Genomic DNA, 15,096 nt, shown 5'->3' with positions numbered 1-15,096 from the left:
AGCGCTTTTCCGCTCTACCCTATCCCAGCCCTCAAAACATCTTTCGATACATGACGAAGCCCGACTTCTCGGCCACCTTGTCGTAGAGCTGCATCGCCGTGTGGTTGGTCTCGTGGGTCAGCCAATAGACGCGCGGCGACCCCGCGCGTTTCGCCGCTTCGTAGACGCCGTTGATAAGCGCCCGGCCGACCCCCTTGCCGCGGGCGGCCCCATCGGTGAAAAGGTCTTGCAGATAGCAGTTCGGCTGGATCGACGTCGTGCTGCGGTGGAAAATATAGTGCGTCAATCCGATGAGCCGCCCTTCGCTTTCGGCGACCAGCGCATGCATCGGCTCATAGGCATCGAAGAAGCGCGACCAGGTCATCTGGGTGATGTCGGGAGGGAGCGCCGTTTCACCGGCTCGGCCGTAAAAGGCGTTGTAGCCGTTCCAAAGCGGCAACCACTGCTCATAGTCGAGGCGCGTTACCGGGCGTATGGCAAGATAGTCGGACATTCTCAATCCCCGTTCGCAAATTCAGGCGCACTACAACTATCTTTGCCGGAAGCCTGTGTCACCGCCCCAGCGCAAGACCCCGTTTATCCGCCCCTCGCCTGTCTCAACAGCGCGATCACCTCGGCATCCGTGGTCTGCTCGAAATCGTCGTAATAGACGCTGACCGCATGGAAAGGGGTGGGGGTGGCGAGACAGACGAGCCGGTCCACCTCGTCCCGCAGGGCGACGATCGCGCTCTTCGGCGAGACCGGAACGGCGAGCATCAGCGCCGCGGCGCCTGCCTGCCGCAGGGCTTTCGCCGCAGCTTTGGCCGTTCCCCCCGTGGCAATACCGTCATCGACAATGATGACATTGCGCCCGCTTGGAGAAATTCGCGTCTGATCGCCCAGATAGAGGACGCGGCGGCGCGCGAGTTCGAGCCTTTGCCGCTCGGTCTCCGCCTGCACGTACTTCTCGGAAGGACTGACGATACGCATTGCCTCGGCATTGAGGACGACCTGCGGCTCGTCGCTGTCGACCAGCGCTCCGAGACCGAATTCGGGATGACCGGGTGCGCCGATCTTGCGAACGATGAGGAGTTCGAGGGACGCGCCGAGGGTTTTTGCCACCTCGAAGGCCACCGGTACGCCGCCGCGCGGCAACGCCATCACCAGCGGGTCGGCGAAGTCCGCTTTCTCGGTGAGATGCGCTTCGATGGCGCGAGCAAGCCTTCGACCCGCATCGGCCCTGTCTGCAAAGGGTATGTCTGCAAAGGATATGCCTTCCTGGGCCATGACATCGCTCCCTGAAAAGCGCCGCTACCGATTGCCACAACCATGGAGAGAGTGATCGCTCAAATTGCAGCGAATTTCGCCAGCTTTCGTTAATGCGCCATCGTTACCAATGGCCTTGCATAATGGCTGAAACGCAAGCCGCACTTTATTTTAGCACGACAGGCCGTTTCGAAATGAGCTTTCTCTCCGCCATACCGGTCATCGCCCTTCTTGCCATGCTACCCGTTCTCCTTTCTCTGCGGCCGGTCTCCGCTGTTCGGGAGTTCTCCGCGGGTTGCGCGCTCTCGGCAGCTTCGGCAGGCGCTTTGACGGTCGCGGCGGCGTTGCAGGCGCCGGTCGCTGCAATGTTCGGCTATGCGGGTCTTGCCGTTTCCCTCTTCTTCGTCCTACAGGGCCTCCGCTGGTTCCTCGCATCGTCGATGCCGGCATCGCTTTGTCTGGTGCTCGCATTCACGAGCGGCGTGCTCGGCTTCATCATCGCGCTCGGCGGCCATGACAGTCCGGCCGCGGCCCTGATTGTCGTTGCGGGCGTTGTCGCGGCTCCACTTTTCGTCCTTGGTCTGGCCGCAGCCGACCGCTGGCCGAGCGAAAAGCCGGCGATCGGGATCGTAGTCGTCGGCTCCGCCGCCGTGGTTTTCACCGCCCTTGCTCATGTTCTCGGCCCATCGTCGCACGTCTTGCCGGGGCCCCCGGGCCCGCCCGCTTCGATGCTGTTTGATTTCCTGCTCGTCACCATGCGGGTGCTGTGCCTTCCCCTCGTCTTCCTGGCCGTGTTCCTTACGATGCAGGCCCGCATCATCGCCGGGTTGAGGGCTATGATCGCACGCGACGGCTTGACCGGTGCGCTGTCGCGCGGGACGCTCATGGAAGAGGGCGAGCGGATCTTCGCCGAGTGCCTGGCACGCCAGGAGCCGGCTGCCTTCCTGCTGCTCGACCTCGATTTCTTCAAACAGATCAACGATCAGTACGGGCACGCCTGCGGCGACATGGCGCTCGCGCATTTTGCCGAAACCGTCTCGGCTTTCCTCGCCGGACGGGGCGTCCTCGGACGGATCGGTGGCGAGGAATTCGGCATCGTCCTGCCGGATCACACGGAAGAGCAGGCAAAGGCGCTGGCGGAGGACATCTGCCGCGTGGTGCGCGAGACGCCTGCCGGCCGCTCGCATCAGCGCATCCGTTTGACCGTGAGCATCGGGATCGCCGCCGCCATAGCGGGCGAAACGATTGCCGACGTGATGATACGCGCCGATCTTGCTCTCTACGACTCAAAGGCGGATGGACGCGACCGTTGCTCGGTGGCAAGGGATCGCCGCATCGACGCCAGCGCCCGCGCCCTCGCGGCAGCCGCCGCGCAATTGCGCGAAGCGCGTGCCGCCCGGTCGGAACTGCGCCACTCCGCGTGACTTCTCGCACGATGGATCCTGCATATCGACGGGCGTGGCGGCCGGTGCTTGCATTGCAGCATCCGCTGCCTATCTGAACGGTGCAGTTCATTGGAGGATACTCATGTTGCGCCGCATCCGTGCCTTGCTTGTCGCCGGCCTCACCGTCTCGGCCGCGGCGGTTGCGCCCGTCCACGCCGAAACCGTCGGCCAGGTCGGGGTCGACTGGCTCGGCAACGATATCAAGATCGATGCCGTGAGCGACCCGAAGGTGACCGGGGTTACCTGCCACGTCACCTATTTCGATCGCAGCGTCATCGACCGCCTGAAGAACGGCAACTGGTTCGAGGATCCGTCGAACAACTCCATCGCCTGCCGCCAGACCGGCCCCATTGCCATCGGCGATATCGACCTGTCGAAGGAGGGGGAGGAAGTCTTCCGTTCCGGACTGTCCCTCATCTGGAAGAACCTGCTGGTGACCCGTATCTACGACAAGGCCAACGACACGCTGATCTATCTGGCGCATTCGAGGCAGTTGACCGACGGTTCGGCCAAGATGTCGATCACCACGGTCCCGCTCTATGGCCAGCCGGTCACCTGGAAGAATGGGCGGCCGGAATAAGCGATCCGGCAGACGCAGCAGATCAAACGGCCGGAAGGGGAGTACGGGTTTCCGCACTCCCCTTCCGAGCTACAGCGCGCGCTTCTGCGAGACTAAGGTCTGCCGCATTTTACGCCGCATACATAATTTCTTGAGCTGGTGCGCCTCGATGAAACATGCAGTAGCTGATTTCGCGCCTTACGGTTTAGGCGGCACAATACCCCGATAGTAGTCGCCCTCACCCGGGTCGAATCTCTCCTGGTAGGTACCGTTCGGAGACATCATACGACCTCCGTCGATACTCCCTGTCGCAGTCGGGTCGACCGAAGACGGAGGCAGGTTACGCGACGTCGGCATGCGCACCTGATTCTGCGTCCCCGGAGGGTGGTTCGGGTCGAGGCCCTGATAGTAGCTATCCGCAAAGGCTGGCGCCGCGGCGCCCACCAAGGCGGATGACAGGACAAATGCAGCAAATGATTTTTTCAGAGAAAGTCTCATGACATTAACTCCTATGTCCGTTAGGCATCCCACCTCCCAATGGATGCTACTGTTCAGCATACGAGCCTCCTACGGATGCTGCGGTTACAAAGATAACACCGGGCACCGGTCGAAAGCGTTTGACGATTTGTCACTTTTGCTCATCCAAGAGTGATGCTCATTACGTAACTGTAACTTGACCGCCCCCTGCACCGACCAAGGTGGCATTGCGGGCGCGTCCTCAGCCTGAAAGAGCATGCAGCGGCGGACCATCGCCTCTGAAGGCGGTGGTCCGCGAAAGCGCAATGCGCTCGAAGGCATCAGGAATGTTTAGGGACGGGGAGCCGGAGGCGCGATGCCTTGATAATAGTCCCCGTCACCGGGGCCCTGATACTCGTTCGTATAGTGCTCCCGTACTCGGCCGGGAGCGTTGCTCGCCCGGCTGCCCGGCACCGGTTCCATGTAGATGCTGCCGGTCGGCGCAGGATCGACATAGACGCTGCCCGTCGGTGCGGGATCGACATAGACGCTGCCGGTCGGGGCAGGATCGACGTAATACGGACGGGCCGGCACCATTACCGCGCCTCTGTTCTGAGTGCCCGGAGGATTATGCGGGTCGATGCCCTGATAGTAACTGTCTGCAAAGGCCGGCACGGCGACGCCGGCAAGCGCCGATGAGAGGGCAAATGCAGCGAGCGATGTTCTGAAAGAAACTTTCATGGCGTTGCTCCTGTCTGTTTCCACATCAGCTTCCAAACGCGGAGGCTGTAATCACCAGCAGACGGCTTCTCGCCAAATGCTGCCTGTGCATAACTCGTTTGGCGTGCAGGGGTTCCTTGCGTGCGACCGCTACGTTTTCACATTTGCTCGCTCCGCCGTGATGCCGATCGCCGTGCAGCAGCCGCCGAGCGTCCGCCGGCTCATGCGAAAAGGCCCGCTTTCGCGGGCCCATTCGGAAACCGTCCCTGGCGGTCCGGCAGTCATGCTTTCAGGGCCGAGCCGATCTGAAAAATCGTGATTAGGCTGCCTGGGCCAGTTCCTCGGCGATGACGGTGTCGAGATTGAGGAAGCAGACCATGGATTTTTCAAGGGCGACGATGCCGCGGCAGAAGGCGCGCTGGGCTTCCGGGATGATCTCCGGCGCGGGCTGCAGGTCTTCGCTGCGAATCGTCATCATATCGGAGACCTGCTCGACCAGCAGTCCGACGAGCTTGCCATTGATGTCGGTGACGATGATGGCGGAGCGCTCCGACGGCTCGGTCATCTTCATGCCGAGGCGGCAGGCCATGTCGATGACCGGGATCACCGCACCCCGGAGGTTGATGAGGCCGAGAACGTACGGCGGCGTGTGCGGCATCGGCGTAACCGGTGCCCAACCGCGGATTTCCCGGATTGCCATGATGTCGATGCAGAATTCCTGTTCACCAAGGTGAAAGGAGACGATTTCGAGATAGGCGCCTGACTGCTTGATTGCGTTGCTCATGATCAAAACTCTTCCCAATTTTCACCGGACGCCGTTACCGACGGCGTTGATCCCGGCATGTTGCCGAATGCGCCAGCCAGTTTTCCCATCAGCGCCTTTGCTGGAGATGGAGCTGGACGCGTGGATGATTGCGCGGCCGCGGGCTTGCGAAGTGACACCGGCGCGGCAGCAGTCGCTGATGCCGCCCCGGCCGGAGCGCCTGCCCTCGCCGGGCCTGCCCTGCCCGGCGGCCGGATCGCCGCCGTGCGGATCGCCGTCTCGCGCGCCTGCCCGTGGCGGAATTGCCCGACGATCTCGCTGAGCTTCTCGGCATCCTGCGCAAGCGTATGGCTCGCCGCATTGGTCTGCTCGACCATGGCGGCATTCTGCTGCGTCATCTGATCGAGTTGAGCGACGGCGGTATTGATTTCGCGGAGGCCCGTCGATTGCTCGCGCGCCGCCATGACGATCGAGCTCATATGTTCGTTGATGCAGGCCACCTTGGCACCGATGCGGCCGAGCGCGTCGCCGGTCTCCTGAACCAGCCTGACGCCGGTCTTGACCTCGTTGCCCGAGCGGCTCACCAGAGCCTTGATATCCTTCGCGGCACCGGCAGCGCGCTGGGCGAGCTCCCTCACCTCCTGGGCAACGACGGCAAAGCCCTTGCCGGCCTCCCCCGCCCGCGCGGCCTCGACCCCGGCATTGAGCGCCAGCAGATTGGTCTGGAACGCGATCTCGTCGATCACGTCGATGATCTTGCCTATCTCGCTGGAAGCGCCCTCGATGCGGGCCATGGCGGCGATCGCCTCGCCGACGATGCGCCCGGACTCCTCGGCATTGATGCGGGCCTCGTCGACCATATGGCTTGCCTCTTCGGCGCGCTCGGTCGCTGTCTTCACAGTGACGGTGATTTCCTCGAGCGCGGCCGAGGTTTGCTCCAGCGATGCGGCCTGTTTTTCCGTTCGCCGAGCCAGATCGTCGGCCGCGCTACGCATCTGCCGCCCGTTCGATTCGATCGAGGCGGTATTCTCCGTGACACTCGAAAGGACATGGCTCAGCCGTTCCACCGTGTCGTTGAAGTCGCGGCGCAACGCATCGAGCCCGCTATCGAAAGGCTCGCGGATCGCAACCGCCAGATTGCCGTCTGCAAGCTGATTGAGCGCTCCGCCGAGGGCTTCGACTGCGGTCTTGATCCGTCCGATAGCCTGCTCGCGCTCCGTCTCGTGCCGCTCGCGTTCCGCCTCGATTTCCTGCCGACTCGTCCTCGCCCCTTCCTCGAGCGCGCGTTTCTCGATTGCCGAGACCCGGAAAAGCTCCACCGAACGTGCCATCTCGCCGATTTCGTCGCCGCGGTCGAGCCCCGCCACTTCAGTCGTGAGCTCGCCCGAATGTATTCGCCGCATGCCGTCGCGCAGACCGAGGATGCCCCGGCGCAAGACGTTCCCATGGAACCAGATAAGGCCGATCAGGGTCGCCATTGCCAGCAAACAGGCGGCTGCCTGGAGCATGAGCCCATGCTCACCATTGGTGCGGACATCTGCGATGCGCGCCGCGGCCAGGCCGGCTGCGGCATCGGCCAGTTGCGCAAGCGATGCGCCAACGCGCTCGCCTGCGGCGTCGATGACATCGTCGATGCGGGCGAATTCCTCGCCTGGCGCTCCGGCCTCCACGAGCGCTTTCAGGTCCTGCTCGACGGCCTTGCGCAGTTGGGCGATATCCGCTTCGTAACCGGCAAGAACTTCCGGCTTGCCGACAAGACGCGCGAGCGCCTCGAGATCGGCTTGCCTGCCCTCGATGACCTCGAGCGAGGATTTGATCTGGGCCGCACGCTCCGGCTGTATCCGGCGTTCGCCGCGGTCGACGATGGTGTCCATTGCCGCAAGCACGAGCTTCAGGCGGGCAAGGCGCATTTCCTCTATCGTTCCCATGTCGCGCTGAGCGACAACCGCCTTGTCGAGCGCCTCTTGCGAGCTGCCTTGCTCATAGAGGCCGACGGCGAGAACGGAACCGAAACCGAGAAAAGCTGCCCCCGCAAGCGTCGCAAGGCGTTGGCTGACGGAGAGCGTTCTCCTGGCGGATGCAAGGGTGTTCATCGATATGACAGTCCATAGCTGGACCCGCCGCGGCAGGCGGGGTCCTCCGTTGCGATCGATGCGGAAAACCGGGCTCGATCAAACCGGATGACCTCATGTCATATCGAAGTGGTTCACTTCTCCGCGTCTGTGGACAGTGGCAAACAGACCTTAAACAATCGCTAAAACACGGGCCGCGACTTTGCGGAAGTTCGCGCGTTTCGACCGCTGCTGCCCTTTTCCTTCCGTCTCATGGTGTTATGATCGCCTTATGCGCACGGACACCAAAAAGTCGCTCTCTCCCCTGATCTTCGCCCTTGCCACGGGCGTGCTCGCGCTCGTCTTTCTGCTCGCCTTCAGGGGCTGGATCGCGAATGGCGCCGACATTTTCCTGTCGCTGGCGCAAGCCGGTCTCGCCTGGTGCATTTGAGACGCATCGCCTCGAGCACACCTGCGGCAATTGTCCCCTTTGCACCCGTGTGTCCGAAGCGGTATCAACGCTACATTCCTGACGGCCCGACGGCGCCGTGCGTCCGTTTCAGATGCGTCGGGGCAGCAACAGACTGGTGGCAATAATGAAATCCATACGCATCGTTCTCTGGGTAGCCATTCTCGTCATGGTGGCCGTCCTCGGCTGGCTGACCTTCGACATGACGCAGTCGAAGCAGCAGGCCGCATCCGGCCCCTTCGGCGTACCCTTTACCCTCGTCGCCCAGAATGGCGAGCCCATCACCGAGAAAGCGTTCACCGGCAAGCCGACGGCGCTCTTCTTCGGCTTCACCCATTGCCCGGAAGTTTGCCCCACCACGCTGTTCGAACTGAACGGCTGGCTCGACAAGGTCGACCCCGAGGGCAACAAGCTGCAGGCCTACTTCATCACCGTCGATCCGGAGCGCGATACCCCCGAAGTGCTCAGCCAGTATGTTTCAAACGTGTCCAAGCGCATCACCGGTATCTCCGGTCCGCCCGAAAAGGTGCTGGAAATGGTCAAGGGTTACCGCGTCTATTACAAGAAAGTCCCCACCGACGAGGCAAAGCCGGACGGCGACTACACAATGGATCATACCGCCTCGGTCTTCCTGCTCGACGCCAACGGCCAGTTCAGCGGAACGATCGCCTATGGCGAAAATCCCGAAACGGCCGTCAAGAAGCTGGAAAACCTCACGCGCGGCTAACAAGGTTTGCCCGTGTATCCTGCGGGCGCCGGCAATCCCGGCGCTTTGCCTTTGTACCTCATTCATGATAGCGGCGAACCGCCCACAGCGCGCGCATCCGATCGGACGCGCCGAAGCCACTGTGGCCCTTTTGAATGGCTGCATGCCGAAGGAAAGCACCGTGAGCGAGATACGCCTTTTCGTTACCACTACCGAGAAGCAGGCGGCCGCCGTCCTCGACGTCATGAGCGCAATCTTCGAAGAAGACGATTACGCGATCGCGACCATGGAGATCGACGAGAAGCGGGATGTCTGGGAGGCCTCCGTCTACATGATGACGGATGAAGAGGAGAGCGTGAGATCACGCCTCGCTCAGGCACTCGAAGCCGAATTCTCGCACCTTCCGATCGAGCGCGAAGTGCTGCCGGATGTCGACTGGATCGCCAAGTCGCTGGAGGGCCTCGCCCCCGTGCGCGCGGGCCGCTTCGTCATCCACGGCTCGCACGATCGCGACAAGGTGAAGCCGGGCGAGATTGCCATCGAGATCGATGCCGGTCAGGCCTTCGGCACCGGCCATCACGGCACGACCGCCGGCTGCCTCGAAATGCTTGCCTCCGTCGCCCGATCCCGGCCTGTCCGCAACGCGCTCGACCTCGGGACGGGAAGCGGCGTGCTGGCGATCGCCGCCTGGAAGCTCCTGCATGTTCCGGTGCTCGCAACCGACATCGATCCGATCGCAACCCGCGTCGCTGGCGACAACGCCCGTCGCAACGGCGTCGTCAACGGCTTGACCTTCGCCACGGCGCCCGGCTTCCACTCGACCACCTTCAGCGCCAACGGCCCCTTCGACCTCATCATCGCCAACATTCTGGCGCGGCCGCTGATGAAGATGGCGCCGCAACTTGTGGCCAACCTCGCTCCGGGCGGTTCGGTCATCCTCTCGGGCATTCTCGCCGAACAGCGCTGGAAGGTGCTCGCAGCCTATAACGGCCAGAACCTCAGACATGCGTGCACCATCTGGCGCAATGGCTGGGTAACCATTCATCTGACCAGGTAAGCCACGCTTGTCGCAGACGCGTCCGGTCGCGGCGTCCGCTTCAGTGTTTCTATGAAACGTTGGAATGCTCTAAAGCGCATCCCTGATCGGGAACATGTCTTCGCCGTAATGATGAAGCCTCGTGTGATGTCGGCGGCATAACCACCGCACCTTCAAAGGCTCGTCGTATTGATCGTGATGGGCATCGACCGCTTCGATCCCGCAAACCTCGCACGTTTGCTTTTCCAGCTCGCCTGCCTTCACGGCTCGCTGCACAGCGAGGTGAGCATCATATTTTCCCGGATTGGCACGGCGCCAATTGGCTTGGCGGGTATCGGTTTTCAGCATCGCTGCTCTACCTCTGCATGCTCCGTTTGAGAGATATCCTCGCAAGTCGACCGTAAGCGGACATATCACGAAGCAAACCGTTCTTCATTTGTTTTCCCGTGGACACCGCCTCTTTCCACAGGAACCTCCGTATCGACCGAAACGGGAGCTGAGAAAACGAAAAGGCCGCCCGGTCCATCATGACGGGCGGCCTTCTCGAAACAAAGGCGATGCCGAAGCATCGCCTGCTGACCGGCTTTTGGCCGACCATACCCGCGAGCTTGAGGAGGAGGAGCGCTCAAGCGGGCTCTACCGTTCCGAAGCTGGCCACCCTGAGGGAGGAGGAGAACAGATGACCAACTATTCTCGGAACTGCAGTCTTTTGAACCGGCGGACGTTCGTCCGTGTTCGTTGAGGCGGCTTATAACCTATAATTCCGATAGAGAAAGCCACATTCGGGCATGGGTGCCATGCGCCGCGTGCATATGTATTACAAATGAGCAAATGGCCGCCCGCGCTGCCCGAGGTGCCGGACGTTCACGCGAATTTCGCCTCCCTCTCCGGGAGCGGATCTTAAGTTGTTATTTTATGCGGGTCGTTACCCCAAAACCGCTGCACACTTTTGGAAGAGATGCATTAACATGCTCGTCTCACCTGCGGTTCTCCGCCAAGCTTACCGGGAAAGTCCATGTTCCAATCCTTCGAAGTCACCTCCACGCCCCAGTTCGGCAAGGAGAGAACCACCGCCCTGCGTGCCGCCCTCGCAACCCTGGGCGTCGATGGCTTCCTCGTGCCGCGTGCCGACGAATTTCAAGGGGAGTATGTGCCCCGCAGTTCCGAGCGGCTGTCGTGGCTGACGGGCTTTACCGGTTCGGCCGGTGTAGCGCTCGTGACGCAGCGCGAAGCGATCGTCTTCGTCGACGGCCGTTATGTAACCCAGCTCAAGGAGCAGGTGGACGGCAGCGTCTTCACCGGCGGCGATCTCATCGGCGAACCGCCGCATGTCTGGCTGGAGCGCCATGGACCCAAGGGCTTCCGCCTCGGCATCGATCCTTGGCTGCACACCGCGGCGGAAGTTCGCCGGCTCGAAAAGGCGCTGACGGCGGTCGGCGGCAGTGTCGTCCTCCTCGACCACAATCCGCTCGACCGGCTCTGGACCGATCGTCCCACAGCGCCGCTCGGCCCTGTGACGATCCAGCCGGTCGAGCATGCGGGACAATTGGCAAGAGACAAGATAGCGGAGATCGCGGCGGGCGTGTCAAAGGCGAAGGCCGCGGCCGTCATACTCACCGATCCCTCCTCCGTCGCCTGGACCTTCAACATCCGTGGCAGCGACGTGCCGCACACGCCGCACCCGCTGGCACGCGCCATCATCCATGCGGACGGCAGCGCCGAGCTTTTCCTCGACAAACGCAAGACCGGCATCGAGCAGGAGGCCTACCTGACGCAACTCGCCGATATAATGGCGCCTGCTACCTTCGACGATCGGCTCGCCGCCCTCGCCTCAACCGGCGCAGCCATCATGATCGATCCGGATCTCGCCCCCTTTGCGATCGGCGAGCTGATTCGCAGGAAGGAAGGTTCGGTGGTCGAGGCGGTCGATCCCGCCCGCCTGCCACGCGCCTGCAAGAATGCAGCCGAGATCGCCGGATCGACCCGGGCGCACCTGCAGGATGGTGCGGCGATGATCGAGTTCCTCGCCTGGCTGGACGCGAGGGAGCCCGGCAGCGTCACCGAAATCGGGGCAACCAGGCAATTGGAGGCGATGCGCGCGGCCGTCGGCGAGCGCATGCAGAACCCCCTGAAGGACGTTTCTTTCGACACGATCGCCGGCGCCGGTTCGCATGCCGCAATCATGCATTACCGGGTCACGAACGAAACCGACCGGCGGATCGAGGCGGGTACCATGTTCCTGATCGACTCCGGCGCGCAATACATCAACGGCACGACCGACATCACCCGCACGGTCGCGATCGGCGCGGTGCCGGAAGAACAGAAGCGATTCTTCACGCTCGTGCTCAAGGGCATGATCGCAATCAGCACGGCGCGCTTCCCGAAGGGGTCACGCGGCGTCGATCTCGATCCGCTCGCCCGGATCGCACTGTGGAAGGCGGGCGCCGATTATGCGCACGGGACCGGCCACGGTGTCGGCTCCTATCTCTCGGTCCACGAAGGACCGCAGCGCATTGCCCGCCTTGCCACGCAGGAATTGCTGCCGGGCATGATGCTGTCCAACGAACCCGGTTACTATCGCCCCGGTGCCTTCGGCATCCGCATCGAGAATCTCGTCGTCGTCCGTCAGCCGGAGGAGATCGATGGCGGCGACCAGCCGATGCTCGGCTTCGGCACGCTGACCTTCTGCCCGATCGATCGCCGGCTCGTCCTTCCCGCCCTGCTGACCGACGACGAGCTCGACTGGCTGAATGCCTACCACGCGGAAACGCGGGAAAAGCTGATGCCGCTGCTGTCGGACGCGGAGACGAGAGACTGGCTGGTCAATGCTACGGAAGCAATCGCACGGTAGCTCGGAACCGGGCGGCCCGGCGGTGTGGGCTGGGGCTGGGGTACCGCCGGGCCTCCGTTGGGAGGGTCGATTTCTCAACCAACAGCATGGTTATATTTGCGGCGACGCTTTCGCGTAACCCGCGAATTTTACTGGATCGCAGCCTCAGAGCGTTTCATAAGACACACAAAGGTCGCTGCAGGAAACTTTTCGGGACTGCAATCTCTTCTTCCTCATCCCTGCGCATGTCACAGAGATGAGGGCAGCGCCGCGCCTGCGGCGCGACGAGCACAGGGATGAGGCGATCAAAAAAGCCGCGGCGGGTAGCCCGAATCTCGACAGGCCTTCATCCGACAATCGTCTGAATGCCGAATCACCGCGCGTTCCCAGTCAGATACCGAGCATCGTCTTGGCTTGGCTGAGCGCTGCTTCTGAGCCCGCATGGTCGCCGGCCTTGTGCAAGTCTTCGCCCTGCTGGCGCAACTGTTTCACCTTGGCCATGTCGGCCTCGGACAATGATGCGTTGGGCATGGCCGCATCGATGGCCTGCATCATGGAGGGGCACTGATTCGCAAAAGCGGGGACAGGCGCAAGCGCGAGAAACAGCGCAACGGAAATTCTGGTAATCATGGTCGCTCCTCCGTGGGCCGGGGGGCGGCTGCCTCCCCGGCAACGAGAGGATGATAGTCCAGAACCGGCCCGGCGCCAATCCGAGCGGCCGGACCCGTGCTCAGGCGGGCGGGAACCTACATGATCAGGTGCCGGATCGCCATGACCGCGATCCAGCCGACGAGCAGCATACGAAGCGTCGAGAAGCGCAGCCCGATGACGAAGGCGACGAGCATCGCTGCGGCGACGTCGATGCCACCATAGACGAAGGCGGGCGCCACCAGCGTCGTCAGTACAGCCGCGGGAACTGCGTTCAACGCAGATTCGATCCGCGGGGGAATGTACTTCAGCTGCGTGATGAGCACGTAGCCACCGAAGCGCGTGACATACGTGGCGACCGCGGCCGCAACGATGAGATAGAGCAGATCGAGGTGTTGCGCGTCCAAGGATCAGGCCTCCTTTTCCACGGCGCGGGCTTCGATCACCGGTCGCTTCGGCGGCATACAGGCCGCAAGCACGATGCCGGCAAGCGCGCCGATGCTGACATGCCAGGGGGAGCCGACGAAATGCATTGCCGCCACCGAGGCGACGGCGCTCACGGCCACGATCGGCAGAAAACGGTCGCGTGTGCGGAAGCTCATCACCAGCCCTAGAAAGTAGATTGGGAGGAGCACGTCGAGACCGATCGCCTTGGGATCGCCGATCAGCTGCCCGAAAATCGCACCGATCAGCGTATTGATGATCCATGGAACATAGATCACGACGCCGAAGCCCGCATACCAGGCGAAGGTGACCGGCAATCCGCGCTCGCCGCGCTGTTCGGTCTCTGCATATTGCGGATCCACGAGCAGAAAGAAGGCGATCAGCTTTTGAGCGAAGCTGAAATGGCGGATGTGCTTGGCGAGAGAAGCGGAATAGAGCACGTGGCGGAAGTTGACCGCAAAGACCGAGAGCACCACGAGCCAGGGCTGCACGTTGCTTCCGAAGAGTTCTATGCCGACCATCTGGCTTGCACCCGCATAGACGGTGGCGCTCATGAATACCGCATCGGCAATCGAAAAACCGTTATCCACCGCAAGCGCCCCGAAAAGCGCGCCGAAGGGCGATGCCGCCAGCATGATCGGAAAGCCGCCGCGAAGCCCTTCCCGGAAATCGCCTCTGCTCATGAAATTCTCCCGCGGGGGCCGCTCGTAACGAGCATGCCGGCAGATTGCCTGCCGGACAGATAGGGGCTGCCGCACATCGCGACAATTCAATTACTCTGATGCGGCGATTGAATTTTCTGATGGTTGGACGCGCGTCATTCCAAGCGCACGCAAGACCAGGTGCTCGGCCGGCCAACCATAAGAAGGCGGACGCAAGGAACGCGCCCGCCCCGACACGTCAGCGCTTTACCTGAAACGTGTGCTCTATGCCTGGAAAAGTGCGCGCCTTCACCTCGTTGGCATAGGCCTCCGCCGCCTTTGAGATCGTCGGCGCCAGTTCGGCGAAGTGCTTGACGAAGCGCGGTTTGAAATCGTTGAAAAGACCCAGCATGTCGTCCGATACCAGGATCTGGCCGTCGCAGGCCGGCGAAGCGCCGATGCCGATGGTCGGCGCGCGCAGCGTGGCGGTGATCTCGCGGGCGACCGGCTCCACCGTTCCCTCGACCACGATGGCGAAAGCGCCGGCATCGTCGATCGCCTTGGCGTCGCGGCGGATCTTGGCCACTTCCTTCTCGTTGCGCCCGACCGAGCGGTAGCCGCCCGTCGTGTTGACGAGCTGCGGCATCAAGCCCACATGGCCGAGCACCGGAATGCCACGGCTGACAAGAAATTCGACCGTCTCGGCCATCTCGGCCCCGCCCTCGAGCTTCACTGCGCTGCAGCCCGTTTCCTTCAGGATGCGCGCGGCGCTGCGGAAGGCCTGTTCCTTGGATTCCTGATAGGCGCCGAAAGGCAGGTCGACGACGACACAACAGCGCTCCGAACCGCGCATGACCGCCTGGCCATGCGCAATCATCATGTCGAGCGTGACGCCGACGGTCGTATCGAGGCCGTAGAGAACCATGCCGAGCGAATCGCCGACGAGGAGGAAATCCACATGAGGATCGAGAAGCCGTGCGATCGGCGTCGTATAGGCCGTCAGGCTGACGATCGGGCGCTCGCCCTTCAGGGCATCGATGCTGGCGGGGCTGAGCCGCCGTTTCGTGGTCTGGACGCTCATTC

General features: G+C 62.5%; 17 protein-coding genes. 6 read left to right on the top strand and 11 right to left on the bottom strand.

Annotation, left to right across the window (positions count from 1 at the left end; all coding sequences use genetic code 11):
- Positions 1-31 precede the first annotated feature (31 nt).
- On the bottom strand, positions 32-493 hold the full coding sequence (locus tag ACFHWW_RS10810; protein WP_100671674.1) for a GNAT family N-acetyltransferase: 462 nt from the start codon (positions 491-493) through the stop codon (positions 32-34).
- An 83-nt stretch (positions 494-576) separates the two neighbouring features.
- Complete coding sequence (locus ACFHWW_RS10805) at positions 577-1,266, bottom strand: phosphoribosyltransferase (protein ID WP_275597675.1); 690 nt, start codon at positions 1,264-1,266, stop codon at positions 577-579.
- Between the two features lie 122 nt (positions 1,267-1,388).
- Here ACFHWW_RS10805 and ACFHWW_RS10800 point away from each other — a divergent pair, with 122 nt between their 5' ends.
- Both ACFHWW_RS10800 and ACFHWW_RS10795 read left to right on the top strand, forming a co-directional pair.
- The gene (locus ACFHWW_RS10800; protein ID WP_379938170.1) at positions 1,389-2,669 is read left to right on the top strand and encodes a diguanylate cyclase; all 1,281 of its coding nucleotides are present in this window, start codon (positions 1,389-1,391) and stop codon (positions 2,667-2,669) included.
- A gap of 103 nt (positions 2,670-2,772) precedes the next feature.
- Entirely contained in the window at positions 2,773-3,270 is a 498-nt protein-coding gene (locus ACFHWW_RS10795) for a CreA family protein (RefSeq protein WP_100671677.1), read from the top strand.
- A gap of 177 nt (positions 3,271-3,447) precedes the next feature.
- Here the strand turns inward: ACFHWW_RS10795 and ACFHWW_RS10790 are convergent, their stop codons facing one another.
- From ACFHWW_RS10790 to ACFHWW_RS10775, 4 genes are all read right to left on the bottom strand, one after another.
- Positions 3,448-3,807 carry a hypothetical protein gene (locus ACFHWW_RS10790; RefSeq protein ID WP_100671678.1) on the bottom strand — a complete coding sequence of 120 codons (360 nt, stop codon included), beginning with the start codon at positions 3,805-3,807 and terminating at the stop codon, positions 3,448-3,450.
- Between the two features lie 249 nt (positions 3,808-4,056).
- Positions 4,057-4,446 carry a hypothetical protein gene (locus ACFHWW_RS10785; RefSeq protein ID WP_275597673.1) on the bottom strand — a complete coding sequence of 130 codons (390 nt, stop codon included), beginning with the start codon at positions 4,444-4,446 and terminating at the stop codon, positions 4,057-4,059.
- 298 nt (positions 4,447-4,744) lie between these two features.
- Entirely contained in the window at positions 4,745-5,209 is a 465-nt protein-coding gene (locus tag ACFHWW_RS10780) for a chemotaxis protein CheW (RefSeq protein ID WP_003536237.1), read from the bottom strand.
- Between the two features lie 2 nt (positions 5,210-5,211).
- Positions 5,212-7,281: a methyl-accepting chemotaxis protein gene (locus tag ACFHWW_RS10775; protein ID WP_379938167.1), complete on the bottom strand. Its 2,070-nt coding sequence runs from the start codon at positions 7,279-7,281 to the stop codon at positions 5,212-5,214.
- Positions 7,282-7,531: 250 nt separating this feature from the next.
- On the opposite strand from ACFHWW_RS10775, the gene ACFHWW_RS10770 reads away from it, so the two are divergent.
- The 3 genes from ACFHWW_RS10770 to ACFHWW_RS10760 all read left to right on the top strand — a co-directional run bounded on the left by ACFHWW_RS10770 (position 7,532) and on the right by ACFHWW_RS10760 (position 9,471).
- Positions 7,532-7,690, top strand: a complete 159-nt coding sequence (locus ACFHWW_RS10770) for a hypothetical protein (RefSeq protein WP_100671682.1) — start codon at positions 7,532-7,534, stop codon at positions 7,688-7,690.
- Between the two features lie 145 nt (positions 7,691-7,835).
- Positions 7,836-8,435: an SCO family protein gene (locus ACFHWW_RS10765; RefSeq protein ID WP_379938165.1), complete on the top strand. Its 600-nt coding sequence runs from the start codon at positions 7,836-7,838 to the stop codon at positions 8,433-8,435.
- A 160-nt stretch (positions 8,436-8,595) separates the two neighbouring features.
- Positions 8,596-9,471, top strand: a complete 876-nt coding sequence (locus ACFHWW_RS10760) for a 50S ribosomal protein L11 methyltransferase (RefSeq protein WP_198516689.1) — start codon at positions 8,596-8,598, stop codon at positions 9,469-9,471.
- Positions 9,472-9,540: 69 nt separating this feature from the next.
- Here the strand turns inward: ACFHWW_RS10760 and ACFHWW_RS10755 are convergent, their stop codons facing one another.
- Positions 9,541-9,798 (bottom strand): hypothetical protein, encoded by a 258-nt coding sequence (locus ACFHWW_RS10755; protein WP_003536225.1) that lies wholly within the window; start codon positions 9,796-9,798, stop codon positions 9,541-9,543.
- Positions 9,799-10,465: 667 nt separating this feature from the next.
- Here ACFHWW_RS10755 and ACFHWW_RS10750 point away from each other — a divergent pair.
- Positions 10,466-12,301: an aminopeptidase P family protein gene (locus ACFHWW_RS10750; RefSeq protein WP_379938163.1), complete on the top strand. Its 1,836-nt coding sequence runs from the start codon at positions 10,466-10,468 to the stop codon at positions 12,299-12,301.
- Positions 12,302-12,670: 369 nt separating this feature from the next.
- Here the strand turns inward: ACFHWW_RS10750 and ACFHWW_RS10745 are convergent, their stop codons facing one another.
- From ACFHWW_RS10745 to panB, 4 genes are all read right to left on the bottom strand, one after another.
- Positions 12,671-12,910, bottom strand: coding sequence for a hypothetical protein (locus ACFHWW_RS10745; protein ID WP_379938162.1), 240 nt, complete (start codon positions 12,908-12,910; stop codon positions 12,671-12,673).
- A 116-nt stretch (positions 12,911-13,026) separates the two neighbouring features.
- On the bottom strand, positions 13,027-13,335 hold the full coding sequence (locus ACFHWW_RS10740) for an AzlD family protein (protein WP_324762010.1): 309 nt from the start codon (positions 13,333-13,335) through the stop codon (positions 13,027-13,029).
- A 3-nt stretch (positions 13,336-13,338) separates the two neighbouring features.
- Entirely contained in the window at positions 13,339-14,055 is a 717-nt protein-coding gene (locus tag ACFHWW_RS10735) for an AzlC family ABC transporter permease (protein WP_338282340.1), read from the bottom strand.
- A gap of 217 nt (positions 14,056-14,272) precedes the next feature.
- Positions 14,273-15,094 (bottom strand): 3-methyl-2-oxobutanoate hydroxymethyltransferase, encoded by an 822-nt coding sequence (gene panB / locus ACFHWW_RS10730; protein ID WP_379938161.1) that lies wholly within the window; start codon positions 15,092-15,094, stop codon positions 14,273-14,275.
- Between the last annotated feature and the right edge of the window lie 2 nt (positions 15,095-15,096).

Origin of the sequence: Sinorhizobium sp. P24N7 (assembly GCF_042436655.1) — a bacterium.
Classification (GTDB): Bacteria; Pseudomonadota; Alphaproteobacteria; order Rhizobiales; family Rhizobiaceae; genus Sinorhizobium; species Sinorhizobium meliloti_A.
The sequence above is the reverse complement of the archived record's forward strand: the minus strand, read 5'-3'. Positions and strand labels throughout refer to the sequence as shown.

Excerpts from the sequence above, each read along its gene's own strand:
- ACFHWW_RS10810 (WP_100671674.1), bottom strand. The coding sequence starts at position 493 with ATGTCCGACTATCTTGCCATACGCCCGGTAACGCGCCTCGACTATGAG.
- ACFHWW_RS10805 (WP_275597675.1), bottom strand. The coding sequence starts at position 1,266 with ATGGCCCAGGAAGGCATATCCTTTGCAGACATACCCTTTGCAGACAGG.
- ACFHWW_RS10800 (WP_379938170.1), top strand. The coding sequence starts at position 1,389 with ATGGCTGAAACGCAAGCCGCACTTTATTTTAGCACGACAGGCCGTTTC.
- ACFHWW_RS10795 (WP_100671677.1), top strand. The coding sequence starts at position 2,773 with ATGTTGCGCCGCATCCGTGCCTTGCTTGTCGCCGGCCTCACCGTCTCG.
- ACFHWW_RS10790 (WP_100671678.1), bottom strand. The coding sequence starts at position 3,807 with ATGCTGAACAGTAGCATCCATTGGGAGGTGGGATGCCTAACGGACATA.
- ACFHWW_RS10785 (WP_275597673.1), bottom strand. The coding sequence starts at position 4,446 with ATGAAAGTTTCTTTCAGAACATCGCTCGCTGCATTTGCCCTCTCATCG.
- ACFHWW_RS10780 (WP_003536237.1), bottom strand. The coding sequence starts at position 5,209 with ATGAGCAACGCAATCAAGCAGTCAGGCGCCTATCTCGAAATCGTCTCC.
- ACFHWW_RS10775 (WP_379938167.1), bottom strand. The coding sequence starts at position 7,281 with ATGAACACCCTTGCATCCGCCAGGAGAACGCTCTCCGTCAGCCAACGC.
- ACFHWW_RS10770 (WP_100671682.1), top strand. The coding sequence starts at position 7,532 with ATGCGCACGGACACCAAAAAGTCGCTCTCTCCCCTGATCTTCGCCCTT.
- ACFHWW_RS10765 (WP_379938165.1), top strand. The coding sequence starts at position 7,836 with ATGAAATCCATACGCATCGTTCTCTGGGTAGCCATTCTCGTCATGGTG.
- ACFHWW_RS10755 (WP_003536225.1), bottom strand. The coding sequence starts at position 9,798 with ATGCTGAAAACCGATACCCGCCAAGCCAATTGGCGCCGTGCCAATCCG.
- ACFHWW_RS10750 (WP_379938163.1), top strand. The coding sequence starts at position 10,466 with ATGTTCCAATCCTTCGAAGTCACCTCCACGCCCCAGTTCGGCAAGGAG.
- ACFHWW_RS10745 (WP_379938162.1), bottom strand. The coding sequence starts at position 12,910 with ATGATTACCAGAATTTCCGTTGCGCTGTTTCTCGCGCTTGCGCCTGTC.
- ACFHWW_RS10735 (WP_338282340.1), bottom strand. The coding sequence starts at position 14,055 with ATGAGCAGAGGCGATTTCCGGGAAGGGCTTCGCGGCGGCTTTCCGATC.
- panB (WP_379938161.1), bottom strand. The coding sequence starts at position 15,094 with ATGAGCGTCCAGACCACGAAACGGCGGCTCAGCCCCGCCAGCATCGAT.